Source organism: Neorhizobium sp. LMR1-1-1.1, from assembly GCF_040675795.1.
Classification (GTDB): domain Bacteria; phylum Pseudomonadota; class Alphaproteobacteria; order Rhizobiales; family Rhizobiaceae; genus Neorhizobium; species Neorhizobium cellulosilyticum.
Genome location: NZ_JBEGHE010000025.1, coordinates 537,965 through 550,599 on the forward strand (window position 1 = coordinate 537,965; position 12,635 = coordinate 550,599).

The window sequence follows — 12,635 nt, forward strand, 5'->3', positions numbered from 1 at the left end:
CTTCGTTAGCGTGCCGAAAGCTGGGCCACGGCCAGCAGCGTGTCAGCGCTGATCGAGGAGGAGCTGCCCTGAAGAATGGAAAGGGCAGCCGAGTCCGTTGCGCCGTTCTGGCTGTCGTAAAGTGCGGTGAAGCGTTGAATGACCTTCTGCACGTAGTCCGGATCGGACAATTTATCGAGCTCGACGAATTTCTCGACGGTCGCTGCCTGCTTCTCAAGCTCCTGGCTGGAGAAATAGGTCGACAGATTGTAGGCTGTCTTGAAAAAGTTGAGCAGCGCGGAATCCCCAAGGATGTCGTAGGCACTGGTGATCGACGAGGCTTTGCGCTCGAAATAGAGAGCAAGTCGAACGCCCTCGTTGGAATCGCCCTGCTCTTCTTCCAGTGTCTGCCGATAGTAGTTACTGACAGTCTGGAAAACGTCGCCCCTCTGCTGGACCGTGCCAAGCGTATCGGATGTCAGGTTACCTTCAGTGTCGAAATTGAAGGAAGCGACGATCTTGGCGAAGCTCTTGTTGTCCAACTGGTTGACGTAGCTCTTCGGATCGTCGAGATCCGAAGCGAACATCTGCTGCAGCTCGTCCTTTGTGACGCTCTTCGGATCAATTTCCTGGCTCTCGAGCAGGAAGTTGACGAGCCTGCTGTCCGATAGAAGTTCATCGACAGTCGAAATCGATTCCATCTTCTTTTCGAAATACTCGATCTCGTCAGTGGCGGTTTCGCCCGCTTTTTCCCTCTCATCGCCCTTCAGGAAGCGTGTCTTGAGGCTGAGGTAATCCGCGGTAAAGTCCTGAGTTACGTTTTCCGACTGTGCCAGAAGTGGGGTGTCGACGTCGCCCTTCGTATCGAAATTGAACGCTTTGACGAGGGCCACATACCGCTCGTCATCCAGCTGATTGGCGTAGCTGTCCTTGTCTTCGAGATTGCTGGAAAGGATCTTGCGCAGGGCCGTCATTTTGACCTCACTTGGGTCGATGCCGAAGGCGCGTAACGCGACATCCCATATTTCGGTAACGTCGTCGTTGTTCGCATCGTCGTCATCTGCATTCGACTTGAAGAAGTCATCAATGCTTTTGACGTCGGCGATGCGGGTCTCGAAATTGGAGACAGCATTTTCCACCGCATCGGCCTGGCTGGCCTGGAACGCGGTCTTGTACTTGGCCTCGAGATTGGTCGCCTGTTCGCTGGTCTGGGCCGAACCACCGGCCGCAACCGTTCCGTCGGTCTGGAAACTGAAATAATCCAGTAGCTCAGTATTGCCGATCGTCTCGGCGAATGTCCGGCTGTACATCATACTGGCAACGCTCGATGCCATCATCGTGTCGCGCAGTCCGAAAGCAGTTTTGACATACTCCAGAAGCCGCGCGTCCGAAGTGATTTCGGAGGCGCTTCCGGCCTCGGCAACGTGTTTTTCCCAGTAGGACTGGTTTGCGTCCAGGAGCAGGTCGGAGGGATAGGTCGACTTGTTGTAAATGTAGTCGAGCCGCAGATCCGATGTCTGTTCAGCGCTCTGCGCGGTCTCGCCTGCAGCGACTGTGCCATCGGAGCTGAAATTGAAAGCCGCAGCCAGTTCGCGCCAGGCATCGTTGCTCGCCTGATTGGCAACGCTGTCGGGATCGTTCAGATCGCTTGTCAGGACCTGCGATAGATAGTTCTTGGAGGTGTATTTCGCGTCGAGCCCGAATGATTCCAGCACGTAGGTGCGCAGCCTGTCATTGCCGATAATGTCGTTGACATGATCGACGCTACCGATCTTGCTCTGGAAATAGGACACCTCGGACTTGATGTCCGTTTCTTCCTGGGTAAACGAATCCTGGTAGGCTGTAACGAGGTTCTCGGTCTGCGCCGATGTCTGTGCCTTCGCCGAATCGCCCGAGAAATTGTAGGCCTTGGCGAAATCCGCGTATCGGGTGTCGGTGAGTGAATTGGCGAAGCTGGAATCGTCGTTCGGATCGCTTTCCAGCACCTTCTTCATGAAGGCCTTGGCATAGGTCATCTCCTCGAGGCCGTAAGCCTTCATTGCATAGGAAAACAACCTGTAATCGTTGACGAATTCCTCGGCCGTGGTGACCTTGCCGATATTTTCTTCGTAATAGTCCGTGTTGCTTGCAACATCACCCTGGCTTGCAACGCGCGACAACGAGGAATTGATGTCCCTGTTGAGGACAAGATAACTCGTATATGTGGAGAATGCGCTTGATACCATGCGGATGGAAGCCTTTTGCTTGCTGCAATGGCCGATATCATGGCCCAGACTTGCGCTTCCATCGCGCACACGTCCACCGGGCATCCTTGCCCTCGGGACTTAATTCGTGGTGAACATAGCTGAAAAATGCTCTTGTGTCATCCCCGTCCGGCCATCAATTCCGGGAATGGCTTAACGCGCCGTCACTCTCACGCAAGCTTCGCTTTCTAGATTTTACCCAAACCGGCTGGCTGTCCGATGTTGCGACGGCCGTCCGAATTCAAGGACTTTGGAAGCGAAAGCGCCTCAGGCGGTTTCCGCATCTCATGACGAGACGGAGCAGAAATGGCCACCCCTCAGAGTATCCTGCCGTTGCCGAAGGTCGCGCCGAAGGGCCGTGACATCGGTTTTGCCGTCGGCATAGTCACGATCCTTTGCATTCTCTTCCTGCCGATCCCGGTCTTCATGATCGACGTGGGGCTGGCCTTCTCCATCGCCTTCGCCGTCCTCATCCTGATGGTTTCGCTCTGGATTCAGCGCCCTCTGGATTTTTCGTCCTTCCCGACGATCCTTCTGATCGCCACCATGATTCGTCTGGCGCTCAACATTGCGACAACGCGCGTCATCCTCTCCCATGGACATGAGGGACATGATGCGGCTGGCGGTGTCATCGCCGGCTTCTCAAGTCTGGTCATGTCCGGCGACTTCGTTATCGGTCTGATCGTCTTTCTGATCCTGATCGTCGTCAACTTCATCGTTATCACCAAGGGTGCCACGCGTATCGCGGAAGTCGGCGCCCGCTTCACCCTCGATGCCATTCCCGGCAAGCAGATGTCGATCGATGCGGACCTGTCCGCCGGCACGATCGACGAGAAGGAAGCCCAGCGCCGCCGTAGTGAACTCGAAGAGGAAAGCTCTTTCTACGGCGCGATGGACGGTGCCTCGAAATTCGTTCGCGGCGATGCGGTCGCAGGCCTGTTGATCACCGCGATCAACATTTTCGGCGGCATCATCATCGGCTATTTCCGTCACGGAATGGAAATCGGCGAAGCAGCCGATGTCTTCGTCAAGCTTTCTGTCGGTGACGGTATCGTAACCCAGATTCCGGCTCTCATTGTCTCGCTCGCAGCCGGCCTCATCGTCACGCGCGGCGGCACCAAGGGCTCCACCGATACGGCCGTTATCGGCCAGTTGAGCAGCTATCCCAAGGCCATGTCGGTCGCCGCGGGCCTGATGTTCGTTCTCGCGCTCATTCCGGGCCTGCCCCTCCTGCCGTTCACCGCCCTTGGTGGTCTTCTGGCCGCTGGCGCATGGCTCGTTCCCCGCCAGATCGAGGCGCAGAACAAGCTCCTGCGCGAGGAGGAGGAAAAGAAGGCCGTCCAGAAGCAGGAGGTCGAAAAGGACACGGTCAAGAACGTCCTCAAGACCACCGAGATCGAGCTGGCGCTCGGCAAGCTCGTTTCGCCGCGCCTGCTGGGAGCCCATCAGGAACTTGCCTTTCGCGTCAGTAAGATGCGCAAGAAGTTTGCCGTCCAGTACGGTTTCGTCGTACCCGAGATCAAGGTCAGCGACGATATCGCCATCCCGGACAAGTCCTACCAGATCCGCATCCATGGCACGACGGTCGCCGCAAGCACGCTGCGTGTCGGTGAAGTGCTCGTCATTACTGGCAAGCGCCACAAGCCGTCGGTTCCTGGCGACGAGGTTCGCGAACCCGCCTTCGGCATGCCGGCGGTCTCCGTTCTGGAGCATTTCGTCGAAGATCTGAAGCGCGAGGGCTTCCACCCGATCGACAATATCTCCGCACTGCTGACGCACGTGAGCGAAGTGATCCGCAACAATCTGCCGTCGCTTCTGTCGTTCAAGGATGTAAAGATCCTGATTGATCGCCTGGACCCGGAATACAAGAAGCTTGCCGACGAAATCTGCTCGTCTCACATGTCCTATTCCGGCCTGCAGGCCATCTTGAAACTGTTGCTGGCCGAGCGCGTTTCGATCCGCAACCTGCATCTCATTCTCGAAGCGGTGGCCGAACTCGCACCGCATCTGAAGAAGGCCGAGCAGATCGTCGAGCATGTGCGTGTGCGCATGGCGCAGCAGATTTGCGGCGATCTTTCCGACAACGGCGTGCTGCGTGTCGTCCGCATCGGTACCAAGTGGGACTTGATCTTCCAGCAGGCGCTCAAGCGGGACGCCAAGGGCGAAGTGATCGAATTCGATATCGATCCGCGCCATCTGGAAGAGTTCAGCAACGAGGCAAGCAAGGTTATCCGTGAATTCATGGACGAGGGACTGCCTTTTGTACTTGTGACCCTGCCCGAAACGCGCTCCTATGTCCGCATGATCACCGAACGCCTGTTCTCGACGCTTCCGGTGCTCTCCCATGTCGAGTTGGCAAAAGGCACGGAAATCAAGATACTCGGTTCGATTTCATGATCCCCGATCCCCAGGGCGCCATAATGGCGCTTTTCCTGGCATTCTGCCGAATAGGTGGATGCGTGATGGTTATGCCAGGGTTCTCGTCGGCGCGTCTGCCGATGCAGATCAGGCTTTTTCTTGCGCTGGCGTTATCGCTGGCGCTTTTGCCTTTGTTCTGGGATATCCTCTATCCTCCCGCCTCGGCCGCGCCCGAAGTCTTCATCGTGACGATCTTCTCCGAGACGATGACGGGCGTGATCTTCGGCCTCGTCGCACGTATCTATGTTCTCGGCATCCAGTTTGCGGGTGCGATAATCGGCATGGCCATTTCGTTCAATGCCACGCCTTCGGGAGACATATTCGAAGACAGTTCCGACAACTCGCTGACCAGTCTTCTGGCAACGGGCGCGCTTCTCATCCTTTTTGTTCTGGATTTCCACCATTACATGATCAAGGAGCTGGCCGAATCCTATCAGAGCATTCCGGTGGGCTCGTTGATCGGTTCGCAACGCTCGCTGGTCAGTCTGACGGACACGCTCTCCGCGTCTTTCATGATCATGCTGAGGCTGGCGAGCCCCTTCATCCTTTATGGTCTGCTGTTCAACGTGGTCGTTGGCCTCATCAACAAGCTGGCGCCGCAAATCCCTCTCTACTTCATTTCCACGCCTTTCGCGCTGGCAGGCGGTATCCTGCTGATTTATTTCGGCATAGCGGCAATTCTCGATCAGTTTGCCGATGGCTTCTTCGTCATCTTCGGCAATCTATAGGAGCGGATAATGGCGGATATGGATAGATCCAAGAAGCTCAAGCGTCTCGTCAGCGTCCAGCGGCATATGGAGAAGATGATCGAAAACGAGCTTTCGATTATCGTTCGCCAGCGCGAGGAAGTGAACACAGCAATGGAATTGACGGCGAATGTCATGACCTCGCTCGACCCGATCCATCGCGGTCTTTCGCGCCATTATCTGGGCCGTTTCTCGCGGCTGGCAACGGAAGAAAAGCAGCTTATGGCGGCCCGCCGCTCTCAGGAAGCGCGCTTGGCAAAGGAACGCAGCAAGGGAGACCGGCTTGATGAGCGCCGCAAGGAGGCCCTGGAACAGGAGCAGCGTGCTCGCGAGGACGATGCCGTCATCAACTTGCTTGAGATGATGATCACATTGAAGGACACCAGCTTCCAGCAAGGTTAAGGTGGCAACATTCCCCTCGATTTTACAGCGTCGTGCGCCATTCATCGGTTCAGGCAAGACGCTGTGACACTGAGGTCTGCGCATCGCAAGCCCGGAAATCGAAGTCGATTTCCGGTCGGCGCGCAAGCAAGAGGGAAACGACGTGGCCATATCTCCTTCCAGCGATCTTGTCCTCGACGTAGTCAAGGCAGCCGATCCGAACAGCATGTTGGCAGCGCGCGAAAAGCTGCGTTCTGTAAATGCTGAACATCAGGCATCCGTGCTGACGGCCAGCAATGCCGGTTTTGCATCTGTGCTGGGCGCCGGTGCAAGCGATGCATCCAAGGCCGGTATCGGCAATATTCAGCACGCTACCGGCAAGGAGCAGATTCCGGAAGTTTACCGGAAGTTCGAATCGAGCGTCCTGACGACCTTCCTCAAGGACATGATGCCTTCCGACAGCGAAGCCGTTTACGGTAAGGGCTCTGCCGGCGAGTTCTGGAAGAGCATGATGGCCGAACAGATGGCGGATTCGGTTTCCAAGCGAGGCGGCATCGGCATCGCGGAACAGGTCTTTGCGCAGGCGCTGAACAAGCAGCGTCTTGAAGTGCCCAACAACACGACAGACGGAAACGACAAGGCCAAGGCTGTCAGCATGATTACGGATTTCGAACGCCGTACGCTGCTGTCGCCGGGCGCCATCAAAAAAACTGATAACGACGCGGCTTGATTGAAATGCCGAGGGAGAACGATTCCATGGAAGTGCTGAACAGCGAGTACCGCATCAAGGCGGTTCTCGGTCGTCTTGACGTGATCATCGAAAACGAAAACCAGCGGATCGGCACCGATCCCGAGTTCGATTTCAAGCTCTCGAATGCGCACAAGAGCCGCTGCCTTTACGAATTGACCATGCTTTTCCGCAACAGCGAGCGAAATGACATCACGGCGGCCCATCTGGAGCAGCTGCATGCGCTCAAGGCCAAGCTGAAGTTGAACGAACGCCGCGTGGAAGCTCATATGCGTGCTGTACGCGCCGTTGCCGAACTTCTGAAGAATGCCGTTCGCAGTGCTGACGACGACGGCACCTATTCCCAGGAACAGTTCCTCGTTCGGGCCGATAGATGATCAAGATTGTCCTGATCGGCGTCTGGGTATGCATAATCTCGCTTGGCGGGGTATATGCGGCTGTGACCTTGTCGGCGAAATCCGGCGTAGAAGTTGCCAAACCCGTTATTCCCCCGGCTTATGTGGCAGGTGAAACCCTGAGCATTCCCGTGGTGACGGAAGGAGCTGTGACCGGCTACTTCCTCACCAAGGTCTCGGTGATGATCGATCAGGAGAAGGCTGCAAACACGCATATCCCGATCGCGCCCTACATCACGGATGAGCTCTACACCGTCCTGGTAGGTAACAAGATGATCGACCTGCCAAAGGTGCGTGACCTGAATGTCGAGGGTCTGAGAGCCAAGATCAAGGACGACCTCAACGCCCGAGCCGGGGATGCATTGGTGACCGCGGTGATTTTCGAACAGCTCGATTATCTCTCCAAGGCGGACCTTGCCGGGAAGTCGAACCAGAAGATGGCTTCCAAGAAAATCATTGCGCCAGAGCCTGCTCCTGCCGGCACAGCCGGCGGTGCGGCTGCGCCGGCGCAATCGCACTAGAGCGCACCGCACTTTGGTTTCTTGTTTCCAGGCATGTCTTTCCCGCAAATTCCGGGATCACTTCGAGAGACATGCTCTGGCGGGTTCGGGAATTTAGGGAGGCACAGTGCCGAAACCAGTTCTGATCGTCGGCGCCGGTCTGTCCGGTGCCGTCATCGGCCGCGAGCTGGCAGAGGCCGGTCACGTCGTCCACATCATCGATCGGCGTTCCCATATCGCAGGCAATTGCCACACGGCGCGGGACGAAGCGTCCGGCGTGATGGTCCATGTCTACGGGCCGCATATCTTCCACACCAATGACGATGAAGTGTGGCGTTACGTCAACCGGCACATGACGTTCATGCCCTATGTGAACAGGGTGAAGACGACGAGCGCAGGGCAGGTCTATTCGCTGCCCGTCAACCTGCACACGATCAACCAGTTCTTTGGCAGGACCTTCAGGCCGGATGAGGCGCGCGACTTCATTCAGTCACAGTCTGACCCGTCGATCGGTGAACCGGTGACCTTCGAGGATCAGGCACTCAAATTCGTCGGACGCGAACTCTACGAAGCGTTTTTTGAAGGATACACGCGCAAGCAGTGGGGATGCTCGCCTGCGGATCTGCCTGCCAGCATCCTCAAACGACTGCCGGTGCGGTTCAGCTACGACGACAACTACTTTTCGCATCTCTATCAGGGCATGCCGGAGCACGGTTATACCGAGATGGTCGCGCGTATCTTGTCGCACGACAACATCTCCATCGAACTGGAGCGGAATTTCGTCCGCAGCGATGCCGGCGATTTCTCACACGTGTTTTATTCCGGGCCGCTCGACGGTTACTTCGACTACGAGCTCGGCCGGCTTGGATACCGCACCCTTGATTTCGAGGAGTTTCAATACGACGGTGATTATCAGGGTTGCGCGGTGATGAATTACGCAGATGCCGATGTCCGTTACACACGGGTTACCGAGCATAAGCATTTCGCTCCCTGGGAAAGCCACGAACGGAGCGTATGTTACCGGGAGTATTCGCGGGAATGCGGTCCGGATGATGAGCCATATTATCCGATAAGGCTGAGTGGCGAGCAGGCGCTGCTGGCGCAATACGTGGCGCGTGCTCGCTTCGAGCAAGGCGTCACCTTTGTCGGCCGCCTCGGCACATACCGTTATCTCGATATGGATGTGACGATCCGTGAGGCGCTTGATGCCGCCCGATCCTGTATCCGCGCATTCGCGGACGGCTCACCACTCCCCGCGTTCAATATCGAGCCGTAGAAATGGTGCCTCTTTACCGTGTCGGGGTGGATGAGTAACAAACACATCCGCAACCAAAAGTAGTTTTTTGATCGCGGATTTTCTCCCGTCACGAGTCCGGCGATAATGAGGCGTGTCAAACGGAGTCTCGTTGGCATCAATCATTCTAGCGCGATATCCACCGAAAAAATTGTGCCTGTTTTGGTTTGTACCACTACATCTAGTGCAAATCGGAGAGGTGTGGTTAATCAATTATTAATTAGTCCCCACAAGTTCCTATAATTGTGGCTGACTCTCACGATTCGTACTCATGCCTCAGCACATGAACGCTGCTGATTCGGAGATGGGTGAATGATCGTCGTGGTTGATGAGCGAGAGCTCGTAACGGAAGGTTACACATCCCTGTTCGGCCGCGAGGGCATCCCCTCGGCAGGCTTCGATCCCGTCGAGTTCGGCGAGTGGGTCAACTCCGCAGCCGATGCCGACATCCGCGCCATCGAAGCCTTCCTTATCGGCCAGACCAAGAACGCCTGCGATCTGCCACGCGCCATCCGCGATCGCTCCACCGCACCGGTCATCGCCGTTTCCGATCAGCCGTCGCTCGATGCGACGCTGGCGCTGTTTGACGCCGGCGTCGACGACGTCGTCCGCAAGCCGGTTCATCCGCGCGAGATCCTGGCGCGCGCCGCTGCCATCCGTCGCCGCCTGACCGCCATCGCCAACTACACCGATATCGGTTCGATCCGCGTCTATTCCGACGGTCGCGATCCTGAGATTGGTGGGGAAGTCTTTCCGCTGCCGCGCCGCGAGCGCCGCATTCTCGAATATCTGGTCGCCAATCGCGGCCGGCGTGTTTCCAAGGCGCAGATCTTCTCGGCCATCTACGGCATCTTCGACGAGGACGTCGAGGAAAACGTCGTCGAGAGCCATATCAGCAAATTGCGCAAGAAGCTCCGCAAGAAGCTCGGAACCGACCCGATCGATTCAAAGCGCTTCCTCGGGTATTGCATCGACTGGAATTGAAAAATGTAAGGGGCGATCAGGATCGCCCCTTTTTTGTTTTCCGGCCGGCAATGATTGTTCGGCCTTTCCGATTGTTTCGACTGCCGGTTTTCCATCGACCCGTTGGGCATCCCGCCGTCGAAAAATGTTTTTCAAATTTTCCATCCATCCTTTTCAGACAGCTTCACGCAAGGACCGGCACCTAATGTGGAGCAACTATCACAGCGAGGATTCGAAATGAGCATTTTTGGAACCATGAAGACCGCCGTTTCGGGCATGAATGCTCAGGCTAACCGCCTGGGGACGGTCGGTGACAATATCGCGAACTCGAGCACGACAGCCTACAAGGGCGCTTCAACCTCGTTTTCGTCACTGGTTCTTCCATCCACTTCCGGCAACTACAACTCCGGCGGCGTGGAGACGAAAGTTTCCTACTCCGTTTCGGAACAGGGGGCCTTGGAATACACCACGTCCGGATCTGATCTCGCGATCCAGGGTGAAGGTTTCTTCATCGTCCAGGATACCGCTGGAAACATTTTCCTGACGCGTGCGGGTTCATTTACTCCCGATGAAAACGGCTATCTCGTGAACGACGCCGGCTACATGCTTATGGGTTACGACGCCGATGGAGGTACGCCGACCACTGTCGTCAATTCCTATGACGGGCTGGTGCCGGTCAAGGCTTCCAACTCGAGCATCACGGCTGTTGCAACGACCAACGGCTCGCTCACCGGCAACCTCAACAAGTCGGCGGATCCCGTCGCTGCCGGCAGCTGGGCAAGCGATAACGGTGCGACTACCGATGTCGACATGGACAGCATGCTGAAGACCTCGGTGACGACCTATGACGAATATGGTGCAGCTGTAACCTACGATTTCTACTTCACCAAGACGGCCGATAACTCTTGGGAAGTCGCAGTTTACAATGCTGCCGATAAGAGCACGACCGGCAGCGGCAGCTTCCCGTATTCCGGCACAGCTGTGACCGCCGATCTGGTGTTCGATTCGAAGGGTCTGGTCAGCGTTGACGGCGCGACCTCGCCGCTGTCGATCACCGTTGGTGGCATTGACTTCGACCTTTCCGGCATGAACCAGCTTTCCAGCGATTCGGTAATCTCCAAGGGTAGCGCCAACGGTAGTCCGGCCGAGTCTATGACCGGTATCGAGATCGATTCGGATGGCACGGTTTACGCCACCTACGCCAAGAGCGATCCGAAAGCCCTCTACCAGATTGCGATGGCGACGGTTCAGAGCCCGGACAATCTCAAGCTCTATTCGGGCAACGTATATAAGCCGACCGCAGACTCTGGTGTTGTCACCATCGGCTTTGCCGGCACCACCGGCTTCGGCGAGATCGTTTCCGGTGCCCTGGAAACATCCAACGTCGACCTCGCAAGCGAACTGACGGAAATGATCGAATCGCAGCGTAGCTACACGGCGAATTCCAAGGTATTCCAGACCGGCTCTGACCTGATGGATGTTCTCATCAATCTCGCCCGTTAAGGCGTAGGAGCCAGCTGAATGTCCATCGCATCCGCAATCAATACGACGAAATCGATCCTGAGCAACACCGCGACCCAGACGGCCACGGTGTCGACCAACACGTCCAATACGAACACTGAGGATTACAATCGTCGTACTGCGGTCACGACGACGAACCCCTATTCCGGTGCGACTACGGTCAAGCTGGAGCGTACCGAGGACGCGGCCCTTCTGAAGCAGACATTGTCGGCGATTGCAGACGATGCAGGTCAGCAGGCTTTGTTGAAAGGGCTCGTATCGCTCGATGCGGCGATGGGCGGAAGCGAATCTTCGGCGACGCCTTCGCAATATCTGGCGGCTCTTGTCGAGTCGCTTGATACTTATGCTACGTCACCGAGCGACGTAACATTGGCAGCGGCCGCAGTAGCGGCGGCTGGCGATCTTGCCAACTCCCTTAATCAGCAGACATCAGCTGTTCAGGGGCTTCGCGTCCAGGCGGATTCGGAGATTTCGACGACCGTTGATAAGTTGAACCAGCTCTTGAAGGATTTCGAGAAGGTCAACGACAAGGTCAAGGAAAAGATTGCGAGGGGCGAGGATGCCAACGATGCACTCGACACCCGCGAAGGCCTTGTAAAGCAGATATCCGAGATCGTCGGCGTCACGAGCACCGTCCGTGATGGCAACGACATGGTGCTTTATACCAGCGGCGGCATCACCCTGTTCGAGACGGTGCCACGCGAGGTAACCTTCGATGCCAGTGCGGTTTTGTCTGCGGACGGACCGCCAGGCAACGCCGTCTATATCGATGGTGTCTCGCTTGCTCCGGGCAAGGGCAGTAGTACCAGCGCCAGCGGCTCGCTTCAGGCGCTGCTGCAGTTGCGCGACGAAGTCTACCCGACCTATCAGGATCAGTTGGACGAGATTGCCCGCGTTACGATGTCGGTCTTTGCCGAGGTGGACGGTGCAGGTGATGAAATCGCCGGCCTCTTCACCACCAAGGACGGATCGACTATCGATTTCAATAACCCGGATATCGTCTCCGGCCTGGCGGGCCTGATCACGGTCGATAGTGACGCGCAAGCCGATCCGACTAAGCTGAGAGACGGTAATATTTCCGGCGTAAGCCAGAATACTGAGAATGCTGCCGGCTTCTCGGATCTCCTTTACAAGTATCTTGCAGGTTTCGAAGAGACCGTCGATTTCGACGGCGATGCCGGAACCACAACCCGTGCCACGCTTCTGGCTTATTCGACCGATTCCGTCGGCTGGGTTCAGGAATATCGAAGCAACGCCAGCTCGGCTGCAGAAAGCACCTCTGCCATGCAGATGCGGGCGAAGGAAGCCTATGCCAATGCCACAGGCGTCAACCTCGACGAGGAGCTTATTCTCCTGTTGGACATCGAGCAGTCCTACAAGGCAGCCACGAAGCTGCTTTCGACGATTGACGAAATGCTCAGCTCACTAATGCAGGCGGCTAGCTAGT

At 56.6% G+C, this 12,635-nt stretch carries 11 protein-coding genes; 10 read left to right on the forward strand and 1 reads right to left on the reverse strand.

From position 1 onward, the window contains the following. Positions 1–5: 5 nt before the first annotated feature. Positions 6–2,288 (reverse strand): DUF1217 domain-containing protein, encoded by a 2,283-nt coding sequence (locus tag MRBLMR1_RS15795; protein WP_286194143.1) that lies wholly within the window; start codon positions 2,286–2,288, stop codon positions 6–8. A 240-nt stretch (positions 2,289–2,528) separates the two neighbouring features. Between MRBLMR1_RS15795 and flhA the strand changes: the two genes are divergently transcribed. The 10 genes from flhA (at position 2,529) to flgK (ending at position 12,634) form a co-directional block, all read left to right on the forward strand. Beyond that, positions 2,529–4,619 (forward strand): flagellar biosynthesis protein FlhA, encoded by a 2,091-nt coding sequence (flhA, locus tag MRBLMR1_RS15800; RefSeq protein ID WP_148148804.1) that lies wholly within the window; start codon positions 2,529–2,531, stop codon positions 4,617–4,619. Next, entirely contained in the window at positions 4,616–5,368 is a 753-nt protein-coding gene (gene fliR / locus MRBLMR1_RS15805; protein ID WP_148148805.1) for a flagellar biosynthetic protein FliR, read from the forward strand. The genes flhA and fliR overlap by 4 nt, the downstream gene beginning before the upstream one ends. A gap of 9 nt (positions 5,369–5,377) precedes the next feature. Further along, positions 5,378–5,788: a hypothetical protein gene (locus MRBLMR1_RS15810; protein WP_148148806.1), complete on the forward strand. Its 411-nt coding sequence runs from the start codon at positions 5,378–5,380 to the stop codon at positions 5,786–5,788. A gap of 142 nt (positions 5,789–5,930) precedes the next feature. Beyond that, entirely contained in the window at positions 5,931–6,497 is a 567-nt protein-coding gene (locus MRBLMR1_RS15815; RefSeq protein ID WP_148148807.1) for a rod-binding protein, read from the forward strand. 26 nt (positions 6,498–6,523) lie between these two features. Beyond that, on the forward strand, positions 6,524–6,892 hold the full coding sequence (locus MRBLMR1_RS15820) for a hypothetical protein (RefSeq protein ID WP_148148808.1): 369 nt from the start codon (positions 6,524–6,526) through the stop codon (positions 6,890–6,892). Continuing rightward, a complete protein-coding gene (locus MRBLMR1_RS15825; protein ID WP_148148809.1) occupies positions 6,889–7,431 on the forward strand; it encodes a hypothetical protein in 543 nt (180 codons plus the stop codon). Before MRBLMR1_RS15820 ends, MRBLMR1_RS15825 begins: the two co-directional genes overlap by 4 nt. Positions 7,432–7,537: 106 nt before the next feature. Next, entirely contained in the window at positions 7,538–8,686 is a 1,149-nt protein-coding gene (glf, locus tag MRBLMR1_RS15830) for a UDP-galactopyranose mutase (protein ID WP_148148810.1), read from the forward strand. 330 nt (positions 8,687–9,016) lie between these two features. Next, positions 9,017–9,688 (forward strand): transcriptional activator Rem, encoded by a 672-nt coding sequence (gene rem, locus MRBLMR1_RS15835; RefSeq protein ID WP_183684948.1) that lies wholly within the window; start codon positions 9,017–9,019, stop codon positions 9,686–9,688. Between the two features lie 216 nt (positions 9,689–9,904). Continuing rightward, positions 9,905–11,170, forward strand: a complete 1,266-nt coding sequence (locus tag MRBLMR1_RS15840; RefSeq protein ID WP_148148141.1) for a flagellar hook protein FlgE — start codon at positions 9,905–9,907, stop codon at positions 11,168–11,170. A gap of 18 nt (positions 11,171–11,188) precedes the next feature. Then, the gene (flgK, locus tag MRBLMR1_RS15845) at positions 11,189–12,634 is read left to right on the forward strand and encodes a flagellar hook-associated protein FlgK (protein ID WP_148148140.1); all 1,446 of its coding nucleotides are present in this window, start codon (positions 11,189–11,191) and stop codon (positions 12,632–12,634) included. The last annotated feature ends 1 nt before the right edge of the window (position 12,635 follow it).